At 41.7% G+C, this 24,062-nt stretch carries 24 protein-coding genes; 3 read left to right on the plus strand and 21 right to left on the minus strand.

The genetic code is table 11. The features are described 5' to 3' along the window. Positions 1 to 6: 6 nt before the first annotated feature. The 7 genes from EKM82_RS08085 to EKM82_RS08115 all read right to left on the minus strand — a co-directional run bounded on the left by EKM82_RS08085 (position 7) and on the right by EKM82_RS08115 (position 4,818). Positions 7 to 333: an ArsR/SmtB family transcription factor gene (locus EKM82_RS08085; protein ID WP_125767878.1), complete on the minus strand. Its 327-nt coding sequence runs from the start codon at positions 331 to 333 to the stop codon at positions 7 to 9. Positions 334 to 345: 12 nt separating this feature from the next. Then, positions 346 to 912: a cadmium resistance transporter gene (locus EKM82_RS08090; protein WP_125767880.1), complete on the minus strand. Its 567-nt coding sequence runs from the start codon at positions 910 to 912 to the stop codon at positions 346 to 348. A 255-nt stretch (positions 913 to 1,167) separates the two neighbouring features. Further along, entirely contained in the window at positions 1,168 to 1,854 is a 687-nt protein-coding gene (locus EKM82_RS08095) for a hypothetical protein (protein ID WP_125767882.1), read from the minus strand. Next, positions 1,847 to 2,059, minus strand: coding sequence for a hypothetical protein (locus EKM82_RS08100; protein ID WP_125767884.1), 213 nt, complete (start codon positions 2,057 to 2,059; stop codon positions 1,847 to 1,849). The genes EKM82_RS08095 and EKM82_RS08100 overlap by 8 nt, the downstream gene beginning before the upstream one ends. A 20-nt stretch (positions 2,060 to 2,079) precedes the next feature. Next, the gene (locus EKM82_RS08105) at positions 2,080 to 2,301 is read right to left on the minus strand and encodes a hypothetical protein (RefSeq protein WP_125767886.1); all 222 of its coding nucleotides are present in this window, start codon (positions 2,299 to 2,301) and stop codon (positions 2,080 to 2,082) included. Between the two features lie 447 nt (positions 2,302 to 2,748). Further along, positions 2,749 to 3,213 carry a GNAT family N-acetyltransferase gene (locus EKM82_RS08110; RefSeq protein WP_125767888.1) on the minus strand — a complete coding sequence of 155 codons (465 nt, stop codon included), beginning with the start codon at positions 3,211 to 3,213 and terminating at the stop codon, positions 2,749 to 2,751. Between the two features lie 33 nt (positions 3,214 to 3,246). Continuing rightward, a complete protein-coding gene (locus EKM82_RS08115; RefSeq protein WP_225419695.1) occupies positions 3,247 to 4,818 on the minus strand; it encodes a TIGR03766 family XrtG-associated glycosyltransferase in 1,572 nt (523 codons plus the stop codon). Between the two features lie 141 nt (positions 4,819 to 4,959). Between EKM82_RS08115 and EKM82_RS08120 the strand changes: the two genes are divergently transcribed. Further along, complete coding sequence (locus tag EKM82_RS08120; protein WP_125767890.1) at positions 4,960 to 5,328, plus strand: 6-carboxytetrahydropterin synthase; 369 nt, start codon at positions 4,960 to 4,962, stop codon at positions 5,326 to 5,328. A gap of 43 nt (positions 5,329 to 5,371) precedes the next feature. On the opposite strand, the gene EKM82_RS08125 is transcribed toward EKM82_RS08120, so the two are convergent. From EKM82_RS08125 to EKM82_RS08190, 14 genes are all read right to left on the minus strand, one after another. Further along, positions 5,372 to 6,721, minus strand: a complete 1,350-nt coding sequence (locus EKM82_RS08125; protein WP_164508187.1) for a TIGR03111 family XrtG-associated glycosyltransferase — start codon at positions 6,719 to 6,721, stop codon at positions 5,372 to 5,374. After that, complete coding sequence (gene xrtG, locus EKM82_RS08130) at positions 6,721 to 7,323, minus strand: exosortase family protein XrtG (RefSeq protein ID WP_125767892.1); 603 nt, start codon at positions 7,321 to 7,323, stop codon at positions 6,721 to 6,723. Before xrtG ends, EKM82_RS08125 begins: the two co-directional genes overlap by 1 nt. After that, complete coding sequence (locus EKM82_RS08135) at positions 7,320 to 8,603, minus strand: Firmicu-CTERM sorting domain-containing protein (RefSeq protein ID WP_125767894.1); 1,284 nt, start codon at positions 8,601 to 8,603, stop codon at positions 7,320 to 7,322. The genes xrtG and EKM82_RS08135 overlap by 4 nt, the downstream gene beginning before the upstream one ends. Positions 8,604 to 8,939: 336 nt before the next feature. Continuing rightward, entirely contained in the window at positions 8,940 to 9,794 is an 855-nt protein-coding gene (locus EKM82_RS08140; RefSeq protein ID WP_164508182.1) for a diguanylate cyclase domain-containing protein, read from the minus strand. Then, positions 9,784 to 11,874: a cellulose biosynthesis cyclic di-GMP-binding regulatory protein BcsB gene (locus EKM82_RS08145; RefSeq protein ID WP_125767898.1), complete on the minus strand. Its 2,091-nt coding sequence runs from the start codon at positions 11,872 to 11,874 to the stop codon at positions 9,784 to 9,786. The genes EKM82_RS08140 and EKM82_RS08145 overlap by 11 nt, the downstream gene beginning before the upstream one ends. An 18-nt stretch (positions 11,875 to 11,892) precedes the next feature. Further along, positions 11,893 to 13,125, minus strand: a complete 1,233-nt coding sequence (locus EKM82_RS08150) for a glycosyltransferase family 2 protein (protein WP_404802897.1) — start codon at positions 13,123 to 13,125, stop codon at positions 11,893 to 11,895. A 67-nt stretch (positions 13,126 to 13,192) separates the two neighbouring features. Beyond that, a complete protein-coding gene (locus EKM82_RS08155) occupies positions 13,193 to 14,785 on the minus strand; it encodes a hypothetical protein (RefSeq protein ID WP_125767902.1) in 1,593 nt (530 codons plus the stop codon). Then, positions 14,778 to 16,583 carry a glycan biosynthesis hexose transferase WsfD gene (gene wsfD / locus EKM82_RS08160; protein ID WP_191988113.1) on the minus strand — a complete coding sequence of 602 codons (1,806 nt, stop codon included), beginning with the start codon at positions 16,581 to 16,583 and terminating at the stop codon, positions 14,778 to 14,780. Before wsfD ends, EKM82_RS08155 begins: the two co-directional genes overlap by 8 nt. Before the next feature lie 19 nt (positions 16,584 to 16,602). After that, positions 16,603 to 17,730 carry a hypothetical protein gene (locus tag EKM82_RS08165; RefSeq protein ID WP_125767904.1) on the minus strand — a complete coding sequence of 376 codons (1,128 nt, stop codon included), beginning with the start codon at positions 17,728 to 17,730 and terminating at the stop codon, positions 16,603 to 16,605. A gap of 202 nt (positions 17,731 to 17,932) precedes the next feature. Next, the gene (wecB, locus tag EKM82_RS08170) at positions 17,933 to 19,054 is read right to left on the minus strand and encodes a non-hydrolyzing UDP-N-acetylglucosamine 2-epimerase (RefSeq protein ID WP_125767906.1); all 1,122 of its coding nucleotides are present in this window, start codon (positions 19,052 to 19,054) and stop codon (positions 17,933 to 17,935) included. 197 nt (positions 19,055 to 19,251) lie between these two features. Further along, positions 19,252 to 20,028 carry a hypothetical protein gene (locus EKM82_RS08175; RefSeq protein WP_125767908.1) on the minus strand — a complete coding sequence of 259 codons (777 nt, stop codon included), beginning with the start codon at positions 20,026 to 20,028 and terminating at the stop codon, positions 19,252 to 19,254. Positions 20,029 to 20,033: 5 nt separating this feature from the next. After that, complete coding sequence (locus tag EKM82_RS08180; RefSeq protein WP_125767910.1) at positions 20,034 to 20,639, minus strand: NUDIX hydrolase N-terminal domain-containing protein; 606 nt, start codon at positions 20,637 to 20,639, stop codon at positions 20,034 to 20,036. A 134-nt stretch (positions 20,640 to 20,773) separates the two neighbouring features. After that, positions 20,774 to 21,067: a hypothetical protein gene (locus EKM82_RS08185; RefSeq protein ID WP_125767912.1), complete on the minus strand. Its 294-nt coding sequence runs from the start codon at positions 21,065 to 21,067 to the stop codon at positions 20,774 to 20,776. A gap of 204 nt (positions 21,068 to 21,271) precedes the next feature. Continuing rightward, positions 21,272 to 21,829 carry a TetR/AcrR family transcriptional regulator gene (locus EKM82_RS08190; RefSeq protein WP_125767914.1) on the minus strand — a complete coding sequence of 186 codons (558 nt, stop codon included), beginning with the start codon at positions 21,827 to 21,829 and terminating at the stop codon, positions 21,272 to 21,274. A gap of 115 nt (positions 21,830 to 21,944) precedes the next feature. Here EKM82_RS08190 and EKM82_RS08195 point away from each other — a divergent pair, with 115 nt between their 5' ends. Together EKM82_RS08195 and EKM82_RS08200 are read left to right on the plus strand one after the other, a co-directional pair. Continuing rightward, entirely contained in the window at positions 21,945 to 22,988 is a 1,044-nt protein-coding gene (locus tag EKM82_RS08195; RefSeq protein WP_125767916.1) for an SDR family oxidoreductase, read from the plus strand. A 373-nt stretch (positions 22,989 to 23,361) separates the two neighbouring features. Further along, positions 23,362 to 24,000, plus strand: a complete 639-nt coding sequence (locus tag EKM82_RS08200) for an NAD(P)-dependent oxidoreductase (RefSeq protein WP_125767918.1) — start codon at positions 23,362 to 23,364, stop codon at positions 23,998 to 24,000. Positions 24,001 to 24,062: the final 62 nt, after the last annotated feature.

Below are 24,062 nucleotides of genomic sequence, written 5' to 3' on the forward strand. Positions count from 1 at the left end.
ACTTAATTAGTCTTTTTGATTTTTTGGATGAGGTTGGCCAGTAATTTCATGCTGAACGTGACCTAAAGTTGCATCGATCACTTTTAAAATGTGGGGATCGTCTAAGCAATAATAAATATGCTTGCCCTCGCGCCGCTTACTAACTAACTGGTAATCGTGCAAAATCGCCAACTGATGGGAAACAATGGGCTGGGCAATTTGTAAATGAGCCACAATTGTCGTGACGTCGGCCTGATTATTTTCTAAAAACGTTAAAATTTTAATGCGATGAACATTTGCCAAGACTTTATAAACCTTGACCGCTTCTGTTAATAAATCATCGTTAACTGTCAAAACTGCTGCCTCCTAAGGCCATAAACTGATTAAATGATGAATCAAACCACTGTCCCAAAAAACGTACAGACCGATTGCCAAATAGCAAATTCGCATGAGTCGTTCGCCATGAGTCGTCATCATTCGATTGACCAGCGGAATATGAGCGATTAATTTGATGAGAAAAACAATTAGTACCGTTAAACCACTAATAAATAATAACGCTAAACCAAAATTAGTTAAGGTTTCGCCGGCCAAAACCGGTAAAAAAATAGCCAAATTGCAGCCAGCGCAAACTGACAAATACGTTAAGAAGACGCTCCAGACCGCGGAACGGTGTTGTTGAACATCATCCCGATCATTGTCGCGGCGTAAAGCTAGGTAAATCGGCAAGACCCCTAAAATGCCTAACAACCATTCTGGTAAAAAAGCAGCCAAAGAGCGACCGATAAAGTAGCTGGCGCTCATCAACACCACAATTCCCAACCAATAACCTAATAAAACTTTGGTCACTGGGAATTTGCGTAGTAAAAAGATCAGCATAAAGAAAAAATCTAAATTAACACTTAAAAACGTTAATGCCAAAACCCAATAATTCATTGAACTCGCCCACTTTCGACATATATTATATGCGACATATGTAATATATTCAAGGTGAGCCACTAATATCATTAAAATGACAATAACCAATTTTGTCTGACTAAATTATCTTTAACTAATTTGCTCAGACTATAAAAAGAGTACCACTGACAAATAAATTAATCAGTAGCACTCCTTTTCATATTTTACAGATTATATTCCTAACTGACCGCGTAACTACAGCCATTATCACCTAGGCATTTTATCACTGCTTCCTCACAGCCGGTGCTCGAGAACCAACGCATTCATCATAAACTGTTCATTAAATGACAGCCGCAGAAATTGGCCAGATTTAATAGGTTCCGAACTTTGCAATAAATTTGTGAATTTGGTCGTCTCGCGGAATGGTAATTTTTCTGGTGACATTAAGACGTGAGGAATTAATTCAATGCTGTCATTACTGATTACGGCACCATTATCGTTCACTGGTGGTAACAATCTGGCCGACCAGCCTACTTGTGGCGTAATCGTTTCCGTATAACCGAGATTTTCGAAAATAATATCGGCCGCTAACCAATAATCAGTGGTGAATTCCTCTTGACTCACTTGTTGGGCCGCTTGTTGCTGCTCCCAATCAAACTCAGCACCGCGTTGCACCCGGGTAACGTTAATACCGCAGGCCCAAGGTTCTCCTTCATCAAATCCTGGCCAAAACGGTACCTTCACTAGTTGGCCAATTTCTAAATCATCAACCATGTACGTAATTGAGTTAAGCGCCACGTATTTCTTTTTGCGCGCGGTTTGTCGCGGATAACGCTCAGCCCAGGTCGGCACTTTTGAACTAATTTTACTCGCGGTTGCCGGCGCATCAGTTGCAACTGACTTTTTCTGGCAACTAGTCAATCCTAATAATCCCAGAACAACGCTAAAGATACTGGCGATTCTGACTCCCCGATTACTCATGCAACTTTTCCTCAATCGTCTTATGCGCGGCCAGCGTGTGTACTTGTTGGTAATGGGCAATCGCCAAGCCTAAAACAATTGGAATTCCCGCCGAATAAGCGGACTGCGCCCCAGAAAAAATTCGATTGAGTAAAACAATCGCACTACCACCTAATAAAATAGTCGTGAACCGCCAATTACCATGGTGCCAAAAATCAATTTTCATCATTACCGCCCAGCTTTCAATTAAACGTCGTCATTATTGCGTCCGGTCACCCAATTAGTAAACATATACGCCACCACTGCCGCTAATAACAGCAACAACACATCAATTAATGAGGCAAAGCCAAAATTACCGCCGCGATAAATCAGCGGACTTAGCCACTTAATAATTGGAAATAATGCCACGAAATTGATCAACCACTGCAACCGCCAGCGCCAAACTGCTAACTTAAAGAAATGTGCCATTAATTTCGCCTCGCTAAACTTGCTCGTAATTTGAGTAACTGCCACGTTGTGCGCCAATCGAAAACAATCAATAAACTAAATCCGAACGCCAACCAAAATTCCAAACGCCAAAATAATAAACCAATCAGAATAACCACCAACCAACTCAAGTGCTTAAACCGCTGTAATTTTTGTGCCGCTGTTAATTGCCACCAAAAATAGCCATTGCCGCCTCCTGAAAAGGTCTGTTTTAAAAAGTTCACGCGCAATTGTGTTGTTATGATCATTATAGTGGATAAAAAAATTAAATGATAGTCACCGCGCTATTTTATTGTCCGCAAAACCGCTACTTGCGGAAATCAGCCACTATTTTCTTCAGAGCAGCATGATGACTGGTTTCACAATCTCACTAAAAAACTACCAGATTGATTTCATCATCATCAACCTGGTAGTTAGCTATCATTGCGACTATTTTAAATTTGTTGACTGTCTGGTCATCACCAGAATTGGATAGGGCCGTCCTTGATCATCGTGCGGATGGCGTTCAGCGACCTGAAACCCCATGTGCTCATAAAAACCTAGCGCCTGTGGATTCTGTTCATTGACGGTTAAACGATCAGCGCCATACTGGTCAATTGCTGCCTGAATCAACTGCCGACCAATCCCTTGACCACGCGTACTGGGATCGACGAATAACATGGCAATTTCCGTTTGGCTTAAACCTAAGAAAGCCTGTGGTTGTTGATTGGCATCAAACCACACTAACAAGCTGGGAATTTGGGCAATCGCTGTGGGCACCTCCGCGGCAATGGCGGTAATTTCCGCTGTGGTCAGAAAGTCATGAGTGGCCGTGACTGACCGTTGCCAAAGACTGGTTAATTGCTTGATCAACCTGGCCGAGCGGTCGGTGGTTGAGATTGATTTAATTGTCATCACTGTACCTCCAAAAATATTTTTGATCTGACTTTATTCAGAAGTTGCTGGCTGTTTTTGTGGTTGGAAATAAGTCGTTAAGTGACGAATATTGTTGACACAGCGTTCAAACGAGAATGTCGCCAGTAACAATAAGCAGGGTAAATATTGAATCAGGTAACGACTACGGCCACCTTCGAACAGTAAGAGGAAAAGAAAACCGCCGATCAATGATAGCCGCAAAACTTGAATTTTTCGTTCTTGCGGACCCCAACCTAAGGCGATGATTGTTAGCAACACGATCCAATTAAATTGGGCAATAAAGCGAAAATCGGCAATATGTTCGCCGTACAAATAAATATAATTTTTAAGCCGATTGCTGAGTCCTTTTTGACTGGGCTTCTGATTTTCTCGGAAGAAATGACCTTCCTTTAACCAGCCAAAGGTGCCATCAGCTGTGTTATTGCGCTGTTTCATGACTAGAAACTTGAAGTAGCCCCAAACGCCTAATTGGTGGAGCCGGTCTTTCAACATTTTAACAGAATAATCGGTTTTTTGCTGCTTAGTCGGCAACACCGCCATTTGAATGGCCTGTTCCTCACTATAGCCACCTTCATCATAGACCCCCATCGCCGCAAAATGAATGGCGGGAATGTTCCGCGAATGATCGATGGCAATATAAGTTTGGTTTTGCACGGCCCGATTTATGGCCCAGTAAGTGCCACCAGCGGCGATGCCAAAGCCCAGCAAACTAACCAGCACCGTTAGCAGACCCTTTTTCGTCCAACGGTGGGCCTTAAGCAGCCAATCCAACAGGGCGACGATCACCATGGCAATCACTGGAATAATGGCTGAAGGTTTAATGAAATAAGTCAAGGTTACGCTGATTGCCATTACCACCAATGCTAATAAATGCGTCCAAGCTGGCCAGGTTGTTTTTATCATGATCAGATAGCAGAGCCAGATTAACGAGACTAAAGGCAGCACCCACGCGTCGGTGTACGGCATTAAAATGCTAGGGAAAACCACCAGCCAGAGCACATGCAGATACATCGCAGTTCCCAAGGCCGATTTCTTCGTCAAATAAACACTGATTAAGTTAAAAATTGCTGATAAATCAACGAAAATAATCGTTAGGTAATCGAAAAATTGCCAGGAACTTTGGCCACTTTGATCGACTAACCAGCGCATGAACAGCATGATCGGCAAGTTATTCTGATTTAAACTGTAATAAGCGGTGACCCCCGGTTCCAAAACATGTTTCGGATCGACGGCAGCGTAATGCAGCATCCCCGCATCAAAGCCACTGACAGGATGGACTAAGGTCACGAACCAAATCTGGCCAATCACCACCAGCACCAACAAACAACCTGCTGTTAACAGTTGCTGCTGAATAAAAATTTTTGCCAGTAATTGGCGAAATTTAGGATAGGTGAATAAGCTGACCACCAAAGCAATCAGCAAAATAATGAACATTGTGGTCACCATTGTCGTGCTCGTCCCGAATTTAGCATTATCACCAAGGATAATGTTGCTCGAAGTCCAAGCAAAGAAAACCATCGGCCCAAATAATAAATACCAAAAACTGGTAATAATACGATTGCCTATGCGATTAAGAAATTTCAAACTAAAAACTCCGATCTGCTAAAGTCTGGCCAATTTAGCCAACTTTAACGCGCCTAATCCCAATAAACCGTTGTTATTTCTGACCATTCCCCTTACACTGTTAATGATAAGGATTTTTTGACTGTCTAATAGGGAGTAACGATGATGAGCAAACAGCGCACTTACAAAATCAAATCATATGTGAACGCCAGCCATGCCGTTCGTTGGGCCACTGGTTCAGGCAAGCAACATAATCATACTTGGGAAATCACCTGCGAACTCCACACCGTTGATCAAATGGTCGCCTTTTTTGATATTGAGAAAATTATTCATCAAACTTTAGACACTCTGTCTGGTAAATTTCTAAACGATTTACCTGAATTCAAGACGGTTAATCCCACTGTGGAGAACGTCACCGAATATCTTTTCGACAAAATTAGTGCCACCTTAAAAGCCAATGGCGCGGAACTTCTACGAATTGAAGTGAGCGATTCACCGACTCGTTCCTACTGTATTGACGTTTCAAATTAATAATGCCAAAAGTCTAGCGTGGTTAAACCACGCTATTTTTATGCTATTGATCTTTTTTTCGATGCCACAATTGCTGCCAATCAGCACGAACCTGCTGCTTAACACTACTTAACTCAGCTGCCGGTCGCTGGCCATTCCAATCCAAGGGCCGCGTCATCATGTTAATGGTGCCAACTAGCCGAATCCAAAAACAAACCAGGTTGTACCCCGGTAAGGTAAAAATGACCCACCACAAATGACCGTAAAATCGGCGTTCTTCTTTGAAGGGCAGTAATAGTGACCGAACACAAATGTAGTTGAAAATCTCAACGACAACATATAACAAATAAATCAAAATATACGAGGCAATTAGGACTACCGGCGAATAACGAAAGAACAGTAAAACAATACTGGCAAAAAACCAAATCATTTTCGGAAACATAAAGGTATGATCGATCATCATGCGCCGAACTAAAAAGTTTGAAAAAAACTTCGATAAACCGGCGCGATCATCACTAATATAGTTCTGGGTCGCTTCCAACTCACCACGCTGCCAACGCTGCCGTTGCGTATAAAGTTCCTGCCAGCCACTAATTGGCCCGATGAAGAACAGCGCTTCGGCACACAACGACACCTTATCCCCTAACCGTTGCCGAATTTGGAAAGTCATGTCGGTATCTTCGCCAACAGTTTCGGTATTATACATAAAGGTATTAAATAACACATCGCGGCGAAAAGCTGAAAAAGCCCCCGACATGGTAAACAGCTGATTGTGCGTTGATTCAATGGTGCGTCCAGACAAGAAAGCCTGGGCATATTCGAAATATTCATTTTTTTGGAGCAAACGCAAGCGCCATTTTTTAGTGGCCTGAATCTCATCGCGATTTGATAAGACCGTTCCCGTTAAAGCAGCAATATGACTGTCATTCTCAAACTGAAGCACCATATTCATTAGTGCGTGTGGTTCGAGACGACCATCACTATCAATATTAATAATATAAGTGCCAATGGCGTTGTACATGGCAATATTAAGAGCGTTGGCCTTGCCTTTTTTGGTGCGAATCACCGACATATTTAACTCACTGAAAACATTCTGTGCTTCACTAAACACCGCAAAACTATTGTCGGTACTTTGATTATCGACCACAATTACTTGCAAGGCATCGGCCGGATAAGTCGATTGGGCAATTGAATTCAAACAATCGTACAGTGTATCTTCAGAATTATAAACGGGTACCACAATTGTCACAAAGGGTAATTTGGCTGGCAGCGACAGCTTAGGCCGATGCCGACCACGATAATAAACACGAATGGCCGAAACAATTGCCGGGAGAATTTCGACTAGCACTGGAATAATCGTCCAAGTAATCCAGAAACCCATTTTAAAAAAGGTTAATTCTAACCAATAATGAATCACTGCAGGTCTCCTTTCGGCTGACGATGAAAGCGCGCGTAAATACCACGAGCCAATTGTGAATACGTAAAGACATTATAATAAAGCATAATGACGAGCACATAAAAGACTAATCGGCCAATAATTGTGTGGGCCAAAAAGAAGCTTTGCGGGCCAAAGAAGTGCACAATCGTCACCACAATGCTAATTCGCAACACATTATCCAAATAAATCCAAATCATTCCTAACAATGCGTAAAACACATGTTCACGTCTAGAGTAGTTGGGGAAGAAAGCAATTAAAGCAATAAACGCGGTCGTTTCAATAATTCCCGAACACTCATAGTCAATCGTTAACATTGTTGTCGCATTTTGGCTGAGAATATGCACAATGCCATACTTCGGCATCACTTGGCACATCCCCGTTATGGCACCAAATCCCTGAATTGCCTTAATCACCCCATGGGTAAAGAACCACACCCAATAAGGACTACTTAAGGTGATCAGAATGAAAAAGAGTCCGATGCTACCCACAATAAAGAAGTAGGCCGGCAACTGAACTCTTCTCAAAACAGATAAAATATAAAGCCAAACCAAAATACCTAAAAGTAACCAGGGATTCATAGCGTTAATTCCTCAGCACGTTTCTTGCGACGATTGAATTGCCAAATACCAAATAAAGCAATCCCAAAACCACCAGCCGCTAACAAAACTGGCCCAGTACTACCACCGGTGACCGTTAACGTTTGCTTGCCAAGGGCGGAGTTATATAAAGTAATCGTCTGGCCATCGTCGGCTGCACCACCGAAAGCTTTTAAAGGTAGTTTGATTTCCATGATATCAGTTGTCCCACCAGCAGCTGTTTTAGTCCGAGTCACATAACCAATGACGCCTGCAGGTGTTCGACTGCCCTGCCAATCATTCCGTCGATAAATACTAGCAGTCACAGGTTTAACCTGATTAACAGCTGTTAACGGTTGATAGGTGGTCCCGTTCACATCTTCTATTTGCATATCATATTTAGTACTACCAATGGTAAATTCATAACTTGACGGTTGCAGCGCATTATATCCTTGGCCACGATGTGAAGACATATTGATGTAAAGATAAAGATTGCCATCATATTGCAACAGCGCCCCTTGCTTCACGTTATAATCATCAAAACGGATCAAAGTCTTCGGAACATCGGCCCAATCATCAAAGCCGCCATCAATCACAATATTAGGATGACCCGTATAATTGCCACCAGAGCTGGAGCTGCTAGAATCAGAGCTATTAGCTGAAGTGTACTGATGATTGACACTGACTGAATACTTACCAAAGTTAACTGGCCCACCAGTCAAAAGAAAAGTTAAATTACCATCAGCTAATTGCAGATCAGACAACGCAATTTTACCTTCAAAGATGTCATTGTACCCAGCCTGATTGGTACTAGCAACAGCCGTGACAACACCTTCAGCATCACCATTGTTATTAGACGAATTAGCTGTACTACTGAAAACATCAATATCAACATTGACCTTACTACCCGGCGTTGTCGGTTCATGATAATTTGTCGAATTCTTAGCTTTAGGGGTAATCGTATAGTTCTGATTACCAACCTTTAAGTTGAAAGATTGATTCACATAAAACTGTGGCTTAGCTCCCCAGCCATTAGCATCACTGGCCGCTTCTCCAGTGGGATTAGCGCTAGCGTAAATGTACAAATAATCGTCAGACACGACCATTGCCGTTTCAGCAGCAGTGCTGGTCTTCGTCTTAGGTACACTGGCCCAATCTGATAGATCACCGTCAATGGCGATATTGTTATTAGTTGCCGCGCTAACTTGTTGGCGACTACTCAACCCAACTGCACCAAGCAACAACACTAGCATGGTTAGCAAGACTTTAAATTTCGTCCGCATTTTTACTATCCTCCGAATTAATTAAAGCTAAAATCAACTATTTTAAAAAAATGAAAGTTTAATCGATTATCGTGAATTTATTAATAACCCTTAAAGATAAAAAATTACTTAATTATATTTTAACTATACCTTATTATATTTTAGCAGTGATTTAACTTTACATCAATATATCTTCAGATATTAATAACGTTTAATTAATAGTTACTCACTAGCAAATTATCTTACTTAAGCGATCACTGGAACACCAAAAAACCACTACTTTGAACTCTGCAATCCTGCGGAATTTATAGTAGTGGTTCTTCATCTGGCGTGAATAAATGTTATTGAATTGTTCGTTTAGACATCGTAATCCAATTCTTTTTCAGCTTGCGTCATTAAGTTCTGGGCCTTAGCCATAGTCTGACTATCATACTGAGCAATACCTACGCGTAACGCCACTTCAATCCTGCCTAAATCGGCCGCTTGATTGATTTCAGCATCAAATTTGCTTAAAATTCGATCACGAACAATTTGGGCACCCTGGTTATCAGTATAAAGTAAAATCGCCCAAGTTAAATTCTCCGGATCCAATAAATAAACAATATCTTCGCCACGAGTAGAACCCTTAATGATTTTTGAAGTTTCCACAATCACATTTAGGGCTTGCTGATCAGTCAATAATCGCTTGACTTGATCAAAATATCTTAGTCGCACCACAATCGTACATAAATTTAAATCATAGCGTTTGGAAGTGTCCATGTAAATCGTTGCGTCTTCCAAGTAGGCAGTTAATGTTCGTAGATGGGTGCGCTCATCAAGAATACTCAGTTGCTGCTTTTCCTGTTGTAAAAGCGCATTTTCTTTTTGCAATTGTTGTTGGCGATAGGTCAACGTATAAATTGTGACCGACAACAGTAACGGCATTAACAACCAAAAGGTCAATTGAAAATCTACGCCACCTTTTTTCGCCACGGCAACATACAACATATAAGAGCCTTGGGCAAAGATAAACAATAAATTCAAAATTAATCCCGTCGTCAAACCAACAAAATAGGTCGCAATGACCAATAAGGCCGTAATTGCTAGGTACATGCCATTAACCACTACGTTATGCGCTGTCAAGGTCATATACAATGTCGTCACAACAAATAAAGTTAACAGGAGCAACAGTGATAAATCAGTCATCAAACTAACATTGCGCTTACGATTCATGTTTACCACCTCCAGCAAGACCATGCTTCCGCAATAGTAGGAATAAAGTGACCCCAATGACTAGCACAACTAACAATGCCAAGCCTAAATAAATGAGTAAGTGTGAATTCTCTTGAATTTTCTTAGTCACACTGGTCTTTTCAGCAGTATTGGCCTGTTTTTTAAAGCGATAGCTATAGTGTTGGTTGTCTTGATCAACGACAATCGCATCACCACTATATTGTTCAATGTTACGTTGATAATTAAGTTGTGTTGACGCTAGATAAACACCTAATTCTGTCGGTCCCGTTAATGCCAAAATCCCAAGTTTGTCATTTTCCTTAGACCGTAATAGTTGGGCAGTACCCATTTGTTTACCGAAATTATGTTCAATTGACAGCTTCTCATTAGAAATAAAGCGTTGATAACGCTGATCATATTGGAAGAATAGTTGTGAATTAAGTTGCCGCAGATAGGCATTATCATGTGGCGTTCCGAAAGCAATGATATTTTGATTCTGCTGAACTGTTTTGTCCGGGATTTTCGTGTAAAAATGAATTGTGCCCGTATTATTTTGCGCATAGCAACCTAACAAATTAAAAACATTAGTTAGTGTTTTAAAATAAGTTTTACTCATTTTTTCCGGACGAACAATGGCGATATTGTTATAAGCACTATTCTTTAAGAAATAACTTGGGTAATTGCTGAATAGTAAATCGTAATTTACCTGCGAACGGATTTTAGCTTGCGAATCTGATAAAACATTTGCCCAAGCCACATTGGTATTATCGGAAATCTTATCACCTGGCAACTCCAAATCAAAGGCCACCCGAATGACAAAAGTATTACCCAATGCCTTATCCGTTGGCAGTTTAAAACTTAAGCGATTCTGATCAGCTTTCTTTGCACTTAATCGTTGACTGCCAACTGGAGAATTATTGACATACACCGTGACTAACGAACGCTTAAAATCAAGATTGTGTGAATATTGCAAATCCAAGTTAATCGTGCTGCCATCAGCATTCGTTCGATCAATTGGCAAGGTCACCATGAAAGTCGCCTCTTGATGACCGGCACCAGTTACCCGCTGGCCTGATTGAGTCAGTTGAAAACTACCATCATACTGTAATACCGAAGTGAAAGTTCGCGTTTGTGATTGAATATGTTCAATCGGCTCCCGACTTTGCTTCATTAACTCCTGATTTGCTAAAAACTTACTGGCCTTAATCAAGAGTGCATCAGTTTTAGCCGTCACAATTAAGCAATGTTGATCAGCCAATTTGATGTATTTAATGACGGCCTGGTCAGCAACGTCAGCGGCGCTAATTTGTGCCTGATATTTACTCGGTAAATGTTGATACTTTGCAACAATGATTTGGTAAGGCCGCTGATTTAATTTAGAATCAGATAATTGCCCCACTGGAATTAGCTGTTGTTCGGTGGTAATTACCCGTGAAATGCCTGACAGGCCATAAACAGCAGCCGTTAATTCGCTGTTAGTGGGTTTATCAGGGGTTAGAATGGCTGACTGGGCATTAGCAATCGTATCTGGACCCACAAAATGATCGTAAAATGAGGCGATATAATTATCAGGTTCTTGCAAGGTGTACTCAAAATTCACATTTGAAGCATCATCAATCGTCAACCAATTGGCCGGCGTTTGCGCCAGTCGATAATCCTTAGCGCCAGCTTGATTTAAAATCTGACCATTGATTCGTAACTCATTACTACCACTTAATAGACGCAAAGGGATGTCCACTTGCTTTTCTTGCAAACTAGTTTTCTTTTCCGGGCGAAAAGAATAAAATTTGACGCCATTTAAAGATAAGGTAATGTCTGATAATTGATCATCAGCCAATTGCGAAAGCTGGAAATTAAAATTAAACGTCGCCTTTTTAACATCCCAATAGTCAACCTTAATGAAATAAGTATTCGCACTGACACTGGTCCCACTTAATGACGTGGTTTGATTTTGGAATGGTTGTGTATAAGTTAAATCTGCTGCCATTACTGGCTGATTGGCTAGCTGGCTAAGTGCCAGTCCGCCAAACAACAGACCAATGATGACTACCAGCCAACTTCGTGATTTCTTTACCCACATATTGTCACACCCTATTAATTATTGAAAACGTTGTGTCTTATACCATTTAGCTTGTTTATGAAAGATTTGTTCGCGAACATATTGCAACATTCCCCAAAAAGCAACTGCTAACCACATTTGACTATAGGTAATGTACATCAGAACAATGATCAACAAATTTTGAACGGTCATTTCGCCTTTTTCGGTGGTGATGGAAATAAATGTACTGACCACAAATAAAACGATTGCCAGTAACCAAAGGGTATTACTGAACCCTTGCAGCGTTGTGTGTGCGTAGCCCGCCACCGATAAAATAAAAACGGTGTCTGATAAAACTAGCGAAGTCATCAATAAGAAGTAGATCGATAAAAAGTACAACAAATCAAAATGAATCCGCCGAGCCTTAGGATTGAATAATAACTTGGCGTTTTTAATAATGACATAAATGTTGCCCTTGACCCAGCGCGTGCGTTGATGGAACCAAACGCCTAATGTTTGAGGTTCCTGCTCCCAAGTAACCGCTAAAGGCTGAAAGCGGATTCGCAATCCCATCATATAAACTCTAAAACTGATTTCAGTGTCCTCCGCCAGCGCCTTAACATCCCAACCACCCATTTCTTCAATGAGCGAGCGACGAATCACGTAATTTGTTCCGGGAATCGTACAAAGTTTAAACAGTTTCGACCGACCAGCTTGCGCCATCCACTGAAACGATAACGTTTCGATATTAATAAATCGGGTTAACCAGGTGGCGTTCTTATTGCGAGTTCTAAATTTCCCAATGACAGCACCTAAATGATCATCAGCCATTAATTCCGCCACTAAAATGCGTAAAGCTTGTTTTTCCGGCGTATTATCGGCATCGTAAATGGCAATGACTGAGCCTTGAGCCTGCTTAAAACCAATATTTAAGGCATTAGACTTCCCCTTACCACCGTTTGTTTTGTCAGTATTGATCACATGTAATTGTCGACCAGGATGCTGCTGTTGTAATTGTGCTAATAATTCGCCGGAATTATCCGTGGAATTATCATTGATCACAATAATTTCATACCGATCATGGGGATAATCAAAGTTAAGCAAAGCCTGAACCGTCTTCACAATCACAATACCTTCATCGTGTGCAGGCACCATAATTGTTACAAAGGGCACCTCCTTCGGTAAAGTGGGTGGTACTCTTTTATTTTCATCAAGATAGTACCAATACCCAGCAATCATCAAAATCAAGTTAACTAATAAAATTAACCAAATGGCAATGATCGCAAATAACATTAAATAATCAAGTGGTGTCAATGAATCTCACCATCCTTTATTTTTCTAGCGAATAACGCAAATAAACTTATTTTTTATGCCGAAACTTATCGCGATAGATCCGCCGGCCAACAATCATCAAACTCAGTAAAATCACAAGTACAAGCAACAGGAAAATCATTAAAGCCCGATCTTGGAATTTAAAGAAATTGTTTAATGTCCCAGCAGTCGTTTCCTGACGGACTGGTTCAGTCAAACTAACATCTTGTTTGGTCAGATTTTGATATTTGCCATCTAAATAATATTTATCTTGGTGATACGTAATTTGATGTTTACCAAAATTCACTCGACCCGTTTGATTCAATAGCGCTGGATTTGCTAAGGGCATGGTCAAATGTTGGATTTGCTTTTTAGCCTGCTTTAAAGTCAATTGATCTGTCGGTGTCGCAATCGTAATTGCCATTGGAATCGAGAATCTAAGTTTAGCAATATCTAATTCACCATCACGTTTGATATTTGCCAATGACTTGGCGGGAATCGAACTTAATGTTTGCCCGAAAATCTGATTGGTGGCTGAATAATCCTGATAGCTAATCGTCTCGGGATTTGACAACAATAATACTTGCTTACTGTGACTCAAACCTGCCTGTTGATAAACGTGATCCTGATTCCAAAAACTCGGGGCACTAATGCCAACTGGGTAGACTGCTTCTTTAACAAGCGCCTTTAATTGCGCCGCCATCACACTGCGCAACACTGGCAATTGGTCAGGTTGCGAGGTATAGACATAAGGCACTTGCAGATAAATCACCCCGCCGGAGTTCTCAATCAAGCGTAAAATCTTGGTATAACGTCTAAATTCTGGCAGTTCAGTGTTGGTCTGAACCGAGGTGGCACTAACGGCAAAGGGAATATCTTGCCGATGTAAGAAATCAATTAATTCACGCAACTCCTTAAAGGAAGACATTGGCGTCACATTAGTAATTGTCAATAAGGGCGGTATGTCTTGACTCGTTGCGGTTAACCATTGTGAGATCAGTCTGGTGGCAACAATTGCCATTAATCCAGTCGCCTGATAAAAAGGCAAATAGGCCTGCTCTCCCTGAACAACACCATAAGGATAAGTTTGTTCTTGATGAGCCTGATTGATCAATTCACCAGCCGTAAATTGATTAGCAGTCGGTTGTAACAAAGTACATTCATTCGTAAACGGTAATAATTGTTTAGCCTGACTATGGTCATCAAGTAACTGATATTGTTGATGGGTCACTTGCTGCCAAACACCAGTAAAGCTTTGACGCTCAAAATTTTGTAAGTTGGGACCAATATGCAACTTCTTACCCGAAAATCCTGCTAAATCTTGCCAATACTTTTGATATTTACCAGTCACACTGGTCTTCTGTGACCAATTAACTAACGTAATCACGGCTTGATACTGATTTAATTCGCCACGTTTATAATCTGCCATCGCGACGGTCTTCGTTGGCTGATTTTGCGTAGTTAGTGTTCGTTGCAGCGCCTGAATTTTTTGATCACCATGATCTTTAGCGTTCACACTGTCATAGACAAATAAGACTGTCTGCTCGTTAGTTTTGGCACCAACTTGCTGCGGAACTAATTGATTGAATGTAATCAGCAGTAATAACAGCGCCATGAGCCACTTGAAACAACGTCTAATCATGATGACCACCTCTAACCGACTCTTTTTTTAAATGCTGATGAGCGTAAAGGAGTGGGCGCTGTTTATGGCTAGCTGGAAAATGCTGACTCTCGCCAAGGCTAGTATTGGACTCAGGCCCCACCGGCAAATGTAATGAAACAGTCCGCGTGCTTGTTTTTTCGGATTTAATCGGTACCAATTTTGGTGGCAAAGTCGATTCTGTTTTCGTACTGATTGATGACTTTATGATTGCTTTTGGTTCCTGACTAGGTGCTGATAATGGCGCTTGAACCTCAGTCATTACTGCTTGTTCAGTCGAATCACTGGTGGACACAGTTTCGGCCATTGGCACAAATTGAAATAGCCGATGACTCAGAATGTCTGAAATTAATAATACCGTCAATAAGTCGACTGCTAACGGTGCCATGAATAAGTGCTTGGCTAAATCAGCATCCCCATCACCAATAATCGAAATTAAGCAAACAGCAATAATCATCGCGCTACAACCAATCACCAACGCCAGCCGAACAATATTTTCCGAACGCTGATGTTTAAAATCTTGGTAAGCAGCATAGCTATAAACACCGGTCAACACCACAAGTAGTAGCAAGTAGAAACTAAATACTTTCGGATAGAAGGCCTTTTTGATGAGACTGTAACCAGTGAAGTAATGGGTTTGCGCAATAGGCGCCTTACCGGCAGATTGCTCATAATCACCAACGGCACTCACTTGTACGATTTGGGTATCACGAGCAGCTAAATCCAATAATTCCCCAAATTGATCTAAATGACCTAAATAATACCGTAAAATCCAAACAAAATTGTACTTAGCTAACAAGTTCTGCTTAATTTCCTGGCCATGCAAGTCCTGTGGCATATATGTTTCAAAATAGGGTAAGCCACGCAATAAAGCGTATTGCCGATTAATTCCCCCCGCCTGTAACGACTTGCCTGGATCTTTAGCATTAAGTAACACGCCGCGGGTCATACTTTGATACTGATTAATATCATTAAAGTCCTTCGTGATTTTGGCATAAGTGATGACGCCAGTACCAATAATGGCTAAAGTGCCCAAGGTCACTAGTAACTTTGCCCCCCGTGATTGGAAAGCAAAAATAAAGCTCATAAAGATAAAGGCCACAATAACTGCCAGCGGTGCGTTTTGCTGCTTAACGGTAATAAAAATAACCGTACTAACTGCAAACAATAAGTATAGTGGCCACACATGCCGGTAGCGCCGCCGCGTAATCAATAAGGTACAGGCGAATAGATAAATAAAGGAAATCAACATCGCTGGTTCCGCAAAGAAAGAGTTGAAATAAAGTGTCAACGAACTATCTCCAAAAATGAAGACCATAATTGCGGCTAACAGGTAAGCCCGTCGACGATTCATTCGAAAAGTCAGTGCTTCAGTCAATAAGTAAATCGCACCTAAATAAAAAACATAATACAGTACACCTAAAAAACGAATATCAAAAATTGTCGTGCTATAAAAGAATTTGTTCAACATAATCGCTGTCTTAATAATCATTGGTTGGGATGAGAACAGGGTCGCCGCGCTTTCGTTAAAGTATTGCATGATCCCAAATTGGCGCACAAAATAGTTAAAATGATTGTAAGGACGATCAGGCAAAACATAAAGGCCACTAATATACATCGAACGTTCAAAATCACCATTATTGGCATAACCGTTATAAGGAGGCACAAACAGCAAAATACCAGCAATAATCGCAATGGCGATCGTTGCCAGTAAGGCTGGCGAGATATACCGAGTGAGGCGACGCCATATTTGACGCATTTGCACCATTATCTTTGCCATGCTATCCCAGTCCTTCCCGTTATTTTTGAAAATCTAAGGCCAATAAGACGACTAAGTTGTTATACGAATAAGTCGCTAAAGTTTTAGGATCACCATAGCCACCCTTTAACACCGAATTCTCTGTCGTGATCTGTTGCTGTTGCAGGACTTTAAATGCAGCTTTCTTCAAATCCTGCCGGTGACTATTAACCCCAATCAAATAGGCTAAGCCATAATTGGCTACCGCTTGATTGGTGTCTTTCACCTGACCATCTGCCCGATAATAATTAGCTAAACTTTGTTGTTGCACCTGACTCGTCAGAAAATCTAAACTCTTCGTTTTGGCGCGGCCGATCTCACTCAAATGCAAAATCGTTAATAATGATTCTGTGGTATTAATGGTCTGACCACCCTCGTATTTTTTAGTCTGATAATTATAACGGGTCTGATAAAATGGTAGTTTATGATTCAAGTAGCCCTGTTCAACAAGCGCTAATTGTTGCTGAAGTGTCGTTTGACTTTCAAATTGCGCTAACGTCTTTAAGTCGAAATAACAAAGTGTCCCCTTAGTGGCACGTTTCTGCAACTGAGGATCGTAATAATCAACAAGCTGTCCTTGATGAACCCCACCTTGTTTGAGCCCCTTAATCAGCCGCTTAATCTCGGCTTGATAAGATTGATTGTGATGACGGGCCTGATATTCGTAAAGACTTCGCAAAATTCGTAAATCATCAACTGTCGCATTGACCGCCGACTGTTTGCCCTTGTTGACCCGATAGCTAAATTGATTTTGTTGGCCAAAAAGCTGTTTGGTTTCCCGATAAAATTCTTGATAGTCACTTTTCGAACCTGTCAAAGCCAAGTGACGTAAGTACAAACCTGACGATTCACTAAGTAATTCATGCCCCGTTGCTAATTCGCCAACTTGATCACTAACCAAATAATTTGTATAAAAGCCCTCGCGACCACGCAATTTTGTGGTTACAAAATTGGCTAATGTTCGACGCATGACGAGCTGCTCCTGATTGCTGACTGCAGTAGGAACTTTAATTGTTAACGCTGATTGAGGAACTTCAAACTGGGAGCTGGTTTTGGCAGGTGTTGTTGTTTGCGAACAGCCCACTAAACTTAAAGTCAAAATAATAATTAAAATTAATTTATGGCGCACCGCATCCCACCTACTTTTCCTCAAAAATACTGACTTATCGTTTAAAAAGTGCTTATTGCTCAATCATTTATTAATTACTTTAGCACAGTTTAACGCATTGTTGAACAATCAGTAAATTGGTCTACTGGCACTTATTAGTCGGTCGAGTTGGTCTAGTCCATTTATGGCCTAGATAAATTTCTTTGGCATATTGCAAATAACATTAAGCTTGCTGTCGCCCGATTTTAGTTAAAATAGCCTGGCAAATTTTTTCGGCCGCATGACCATCACCATAAGGATTCTTAGCTTGGGCCATTTGCTGATAAGTAGCTGCATCATTTAAGAGCAGCAACATGGCTGCCCGAACTTTGTCAGGTTGAGTCCCCACCAATTTCAACGTTCCCGCGGCAACACCTTCCGGCCGTTCAGTGGTGTCCCGTAAAACCAAAACTGGTTTGCCTAACGATGGTGCTTCCTCTTGAACCCCACCTGAATCTGTCATAATAAAATAAGCTTGCGCAGCTAAATTATGAAAATCAATCACATCTAATGGCTTGATCAAATGAATTCTGGGATCATTGCCCAAAACATCCTTAGCTAATGTTTGCACAGCGGGATTTAAGTGAACCGGAAATATGATTTCTACATCACTAACTTGATCGACCACTTGGCGCATCACTTGAAAGACTCGCTTCATTGGCGCCCCCTGATTCTCACGACGATGCATGGTCACTAGGATGATTTTGTGGTGTGGATCTATTCTATCAAGCACTTGATGATGATAGTCAGGCCGCACTGTTTGCCGTAATGCATCAATGGCCGTATTGCCAGTGACGAAAATATTTGCTGCTGGATGGTGCTCAGCAAGAAGATTGGCGCGGCTTTCATCGGTAGGAGCGAAATATAAATCAGTTAAAACATCAGTCATTTGCCGATTCATTTCTTCAGGATAAGGTGAATATTTCTGCCAAGTTCGCAAGCCCGCCTCAACGTGTCCCAACTTAGTTTCATGGTAAAACGTCGCTAGACTTGCTGCAAATGAGGTCGTGGTATCACCGTGGACAAGTACCAAATCCGGTTTTTCTTTAATAATAATTTCTTCCAGCCCTAGTAAAACGCGACTCGTGATTTGGCCTAAGGTTTGCTGCTGTTGCATAATGTCTAAATCATAATCTGGTTGAATCTTAAAGATAGCTAAAACCTGGTCCAGCATTTGGCGATGTTGGGCTGTGACCACTGTTACTTCTTGAAATTCTGAACGCCGCTGTAACTCACGAACCAGCGGTGCCATTTTGATTGCCTCTGGTCTAGTACCAAACACGGTCATGACTTTAATTGGTTTCATCCTAACTTAAACCTCGCTTAATATAATTATCACAATTATAACATTTTCTAAATAGTATAATAATCGAATAACAAGTTGTTAATCTATTATTTATTGTGTAATTAGCTTAAAAGCAGCATTTCAATTATTAGTTTAACTTTAAAGAGTACAAAAAAAGACTAGTGCAGTATTTTTCAACATTATCACGCTAGTCTTACTTAAATTTGTTGCGTACCCTTAATCAATTCAGTCATGCCTTGATTCATCAATCCATCGTCGTGATTCAGTGGCATACTTTTATCAATTCGTTCGCGGGCATAACGACCATCTTTTTGTTTCAAAAAGACACCCTTACCTGAAAATACGGGCATGTAAAATGACTGTTCAACACCATTGGTCCCAGCCGGTTCGTGACTGACAATGACTGCCAGCTTTTGATTGATTTGTGGCAAGGGACAATACGAATATTTTGCCGTCACTAACGCCGATGAATTCATGGCCGCCTTTTCGTCGGCGGAAATGAAATCTTTTGTCAGCAAATGGCCTAATAACAAGTCTTTACGAATATTACCGCCAGCAAACAACACCTTGATTGATTTCGGAGACTTTTTTCCCGAGTTTGCCAAAATCCGCTGAACTTTAATTGTTGCTAAAGTATACGCCGCTACTGTGCTCCCCTGATAAACATAACTTTTTAGCGCGGTGACTTGCCCCACAATCGCCAGATCACCAGTCGCAACCAGCCCGGCGAAGTCCGCTGGATAATTAATGAATTCAAGTACTCCAGGAATCGGATAAATTTTCTTATAAAAATGTTTTTGATCCGGCTGGCGTTTCTTGGCCGGAGCTGATTTTTTGACTGAAGCTGCTTTCTTAGTAGTTGTGGCTGGACTTGGTTGCTGAACCAAGCTTAATTGCGTGGTTTTACCAACCAATATAGCGGCTAATAAAATAACTGCGACTAGGCCAATTATTTTGAGCTGAGTTTTTTTCATCGACTTTAATCAACCTCAATTGCGGTTTTGCGGGCCATTAATGTGACCAGCTGCTCTTTTGTCGTGCGGTTCAGTGATAGGTCAGGCAACTTGTCTAACGCAAAATAGGCAATCTGTTCAGTCTCAATGTTATCCGTAAAATGACCGGCAACCGGCTGGCAAGCAAAGACAAACTTGTAATATTGAAATGGCTGGGGAATGTCGGTTCTTTTCCCAGTATCGAACACATCAAGTAAGCCCTGGACAGAGACTTGTAAGCCTGTCTCCTCGCTGACCTCACGAATAATATTCTCCGTCGGCGTGTAGCCAACATCAGCAAAACCACCAGGCAACGACCACTTTTGCGTCGGCTTATCCTGAACCATTAAAATCTGCTGGTTTTTAACAATCAAAGCCCGAACATCAACTTTAGGGGTAATGTAACCTTGATCCTGGGTTAAAGCAGCGGTTAAATCGGCGACCTGGGTATTTGTCGACGCAGCCATTTGTGCCAGTAAAATTTTCTCCAGTTTCTGATAACGGTCCAATTCAAAGGGCTCCTTAGTATAGTGCAGGCCACTTTGAATCAGGGCCAGCATTTGTCGCTGACTGTTTAATAAATCTGCTGTCATTGCCTAACCTCCACTGTTAAAGCCGTATTATGAACGGACTACTAGCGCTAATCATACCTTCAATACGACCATAATCGGTACTTAGTTCAAATTATTGTTGAACTCTAAAAATTTTAAAAATTATCAAATTGTCATCACTTGAAATAATCGTCTACGACTTTCTTAATCGCCACCACGCCGTCTTCATAAAATAATTTGGCTGGCACCTTAATTTGCGGTAGTTGGCGCTGATCGACAAACGGTGTGCTAGGATCAGGAACCACTAAAGCGTCCAAATCCTGGGCCACATCCCACTTGAAATAAATCTGATAGTCACTGTCGAAAACTTCGTGTAATCGTTGTTCCAATTTTTTAGAAGACATGACCCCGTTAAAATACGTATAACTGGCCGCCTGACTATTGTAGAGCACAAAAGCAATCTTCTTCATAAACCAGACACTCCCTTGATCATTTTTCTGACATTCTGCGAATTATCTCGAGGTGATCACTAATCATTATCTAAAGCCAATGCCGCAAATTTTTCTGAAAATAATGCTGTTGACCGAAATTTATTTCGCGAAATAATTCAGCAGTTCACAATCAGTATAGTGCCTTGTGAGCGGTAATTCAATCCGTTTTTTTATAGTGATTGCCTAAATGATTACTGCCTTAAAAGTTGCCGTTTGTAACGCCGCAATTAATTCATGCAAATCATGCAACGTGTCTTGCTGGTCATCAAGCAGCCATTCCCGCCAGATTTCATAAATTCCGGCGCTCATGAAGCCGATCCAATAACCCCGTTTGGCCGCTGGCACCTGTTGCAATGACGAATCGCTTTCATAGAAACGCTGCATGTTAGCGAAGAAAATTTGCCGAATAATTGGTTCGTAATGCCGTTGAATCGACAATTTCAACGCCGGGCCAAATTCTTCGAGATATTCGCTTAAACGCTGCAACTTCTCCACTGGGGCAACATGATTCAATACCTCATCGAAAATCTGACGAATCTCCGGCTCAAAATAAGCCACTAACACATCGTTCAGGGTTTCAAAGTTCCGATAAAAGGCCATCCGACTCACCCCAGCTCGGCTCACTAACTGGGAGATTTTAATATCAGGCAAATCAGTTGTTTGTAATAACTGCAATAAGGCGGTGGTCAAATACTCCTGAGAATCCTGCTTAATTTGTTGCGCGTGTTTGGTTGCTGCCATAACAATTTCTCCATTCTGTCACAGATGCGCTGTTTTCGCTTGCATCCCTTGTTCCAGCATTGTACGATATTCTCACTTGCGTTACAAGTATAACATCTGTCAGGAGAATAAAATTATGAATAACAATCAAAAATTAGTCGTCGTTACTGGTGGCACAGGTTTTATCGCCAGCCATATTATTAGCCAACTTTTACAACAAAATTATCGGGTCCGCACCACGGTTCGCTCCCTTGCGAAAACTGACCTGGTCAAAACCATGCTGACTAACAGCGGCATTACCGACTTTACCAACTTAGAATTCGTACCAGCCGATCTCAACGCTGATGCGCACTGGGATCAGGTCATGAACGGCGCGACTTATGTCATGAGTGTGGCTTCATCAACCCCCACTGGCGAATTTGCCGATGCCGACGCAATGACTGCCACGGCTGTTAATGGCGTCCTCCGTGTGTTAAAATTTGCTCGAGATGCTCAAGTGAAACGCGTGGTCTTAACTTCAGCCTATGGTGCTGTCGGTATGGGCCACGACAATTCTCGAACAGCACCCTTCACCGAAAAAGATTGGACCAATTTGGACGCCGCTAATTTGGATCCCTACCAACGATCAAAAACCATGGCTGAACAGGCGGCTTGGCACTTTATCGAAACTGAAGGTCAAGGCATGGAAATGGCTGCCATCAATCCGGTTGGCGTAATGGGCCCAGTTCTAGCCAGCGACTATTCTCACTCTAACCGCCAAATTCAAGAATTATTAAGTGGCAAAGTGCCGGCTGTCCCTAAAATCAAGTCAGGTTATATTGATGTTCGCGATGTGGCCAGCCTCCACCTACTCGCCATGACCACACCGCAAGCTGCTGGTGAACGTTTCTTGGCCACCACTGGTGAAACTTTGTCGATGCTAGACGTCGCTAATATTTTACGGACCGCCTTTCCCAACTATGCGAAGAATTTACCGCGTAAAACCATTCCCAACTTTGTCTTAAAGATTGCCGCTAAATTCAATCCCTCATTAAAGATGTTAGCCACATTGACTGGTAATTTCGCGGATACCAGCAATAAGCAGGCCGTTAAAATGCTAGGTTGGCAACCGCGCTCAGCTAAAACGGCCATTATTGCTACTGCCCAATCAATGATTGATTTAGGGATTGTCACTAAATAAGGCACCCATTTCTAATACCGTACAACCTGATCCGCCGAATAAACAGAATAGCGCCTGACTCCATTGCGGGCTTGCTGGTTGTGGAACGCGGCCGGCATTGATTTGAGCTTATTGCGTTAGCAATAAGCTCAAATACAAGCCTTATTCTAAGCGATAAATCGCTAAGAATAATTTGGCGGCTGACGACAAGATCCCTCCATTCCGTCTGGAGTTGACTTGGTGCATTTCATATTAGTTCGCAGTTAAGGCAATGACGGCGGGATTAGTCAAATTGAGTCTATTGTCAACAAGAACAAACAATACGTTTTAAATATCTTTGTACACTGCATATTTGAGAAGTTAAAAATCTATTCAAATAAGGAAGTCTTTAATCATGAAAATTGCAATTATTGGTGCTACCGGGAAATCTGGTCAGAAAATTCTCGCGGAAGCAATCGCTCGCGGCTTGGATGTCACGGCCATTGTCCGTAGTCCTGCCAAGTTAACGGCTAAGGTACCGGTTATTCAGCGGGAAGTGCTACAAATTACTGCGACTGATTTGGCCCCTTTTGCCGTGATTATCAGTGCTTTTGGCAATTCTGATGGTCATAATCGGCAAGAGCACGTCCAAGTCATGCAGCATTATGTCGAGATTCTGAAAAACATGCATAAACGCTTACTGACTGTTGGTGCGGCTAGTTATTTATTTACTAATGACCAAAAAACAAAGAAGTTTTACGACACGCCGATGATGCGATTGTCAGGATTACGGGCGGGTTCCTTAGTTTTGGAAACGGCCTACACCACCTTACGTGATCAGGCAATTGGCTTTAACTGGACTGTCGTGGCACCCGCAGTGACTTACAGTTTCGACCGGCCAGCAACTGGCCACTACCATACCGGCGCCGAAGTCATACAAAAAAACGCCGCTGGCAAATCAATCGTCTCCTATGCCGACTTTGCCGCAGCGCTGCTTGACGAGGTACAAGCACCACAATATCTCAATCAATTAATGAGTGTTTCCGAAGATTAATATAGAAAAATAAGTCACTAAAGCCAATCTCCAACTTGGTTTTAGTGGCTTATTTAATCGAC

The sequence above is a fragment of the Lapidilactobacillus wuchangensis genome (assembly GCF_003946645.1).
Classification (GTDB): domain Bacteria; phylum Bacillota; class Bacilli; order Lactobacillales; family Lactobacillaceae; genus Lapidilactobacillus; species Lapidilactobacillus wuchangensis.

Excerpts from the sequence above, each read along its gene's own strand:
- EKM82_RS08090 (WP_125767880.1), bottom strand. The coding sequence starts at position 912 with ATGAATTATTGGGTTTTGGCATTAACGTTTTTAAGTGTTAATTTAGAT.
- EKM82_RS08095 (WP_125767882.1), bottom strand. The coding sequence starts at position 1,854 with ATGAGTAATCGGGGAGTCAGAATCGCCAGTATCTTTAGCGTTGTTCTG.
- EKM82_RS08100 (WP_125767884.1), bottom strand. The coding sequence starts at position 2,059 with ATGAAAATTGATTTTTGGCACCATGGTAATTGGCGGTTCACGACTATT.
- EKM82_RS08105 (WP_125767886.1), bottom strand. The coding sequence starts at position 2,301 with ATGGCACATTTCTTTAAGTTAGCAGTTTGGCGCTGGCGGTTGCAGTGG.
- EKM82_RS08110 (WP_125767888.1), bottom strand. The coding sequence starts at position 3,213 with ATGACAATTAAATCAATCTCAACCACCGACCGCTCGGCCAGGTTGATC.
- EKM82_RS08120 (WP_125767890.1), top strand. The coding sequence starts at position 4,960 with ATGATGAGCAAACAGCGCACTTACAAAATCAAATCATATGTGAACGCC.
- xrtG (WP_125767892.1), bottom strand. The coding sequence starts at position 7,323 with ATGAATCCCTGGTTACTTTTAGGTATTTTGGTTTGGCTTTATATTTTA.
- EKM82_RS08135 (WP_125767894.1), bottom strand. The coding sequence starts at position 8,603 with ATGCGGACGAAATTTAAAGTCTTGCTAACCATGCTAGTGTTGTTGCTT.
- EKM82_RS08140 (WP_164508182.1), bottom strand. The coding sequence starts at position 9,794 with ATGAATCGTAAGCGCAATGTTAGTTTGATGACTGATTTATCACTGTTG.
- EKM82_RS08145 (WP_125767898.1), bottom strand. The coding sequence starts at position 11,874 with ATGTGGGTAAAGAAATCACGAAGTTGGCTGGTAGTCATCATTGGTCTG.
- EKM82_RS08150 (WP_404802897.1), bottom strand. The coding sequence starts at position 13,125 with ATGTTATTTGCGATCATTGCCATTTGGTTAATTTTATTAGTTAACTTG.
- EKM82_RS08155 (WP_125767902.1), bottom strand. The coding sequence starts at position 14,785 with ATGATTAGACGTTGTTTCAAGTGGCTCATGGCGCTGTTATTACTGCTG.
- wsfD (WP_191988113.1), bottom strand. The coding sequence starts at position 16,583 with ATGGCAAAGATAATGGTGCAAATGCGTCAAATATGGCGTCGCCTCACT.
- wecB (WP_125767906.1), bottom strand. The coding sequence starts at position 19,054 with ATGAAACCAATTAAAGTCATGACCGTGTTTGGTACTAGACCAGAGGCA.
- EKM82_RS08175 (WP_125767908.1), bottom strand. The coding sequence starts at position 20,028 with ATGAAAAAAACTCAGCTCAAAATAATTGGCCTAGTCGCAGTTATTTTA.
- EKM82_RS08180 (WP_125767910.1), bottom strand. The coding sequence starts at position 20,639 with ATGACAGCAGATTTATTAAACAGTCAGCGACAAATGCTGGCCCTGATT.
- EKM82_RS08185 (WP_125767912.1), bottom strand. The coding sequence starts at position 21,067 with ATGAAGAAGATTGCTTTTGTGCTCTACAATAGTCAGGCGGCCAGTTAT.
- EKM82_RS08190 (WP_125767914.1), bottom strand. The coding sequence starts at position 21,829 with ATGGCAGCAACCAAACACGCGCAACAAATTAAGCAGGATTCTCAGGAG.
- EKM82_RS08195 (WP_125767916.1), top strand. The coding sequence starts at position 21,945 with ATGAATAACAATCAAAAATTAGTCGTCGTTACTGGTGGCACAGGTTTT.
- EKM82_RS08200 (WP_125767918.1), top strand. The coding sequence starts at position 23,362 with ATGAAAATTGCAATTATTGGTGCTACCGGGAAATCTGGTCAGAAAATT.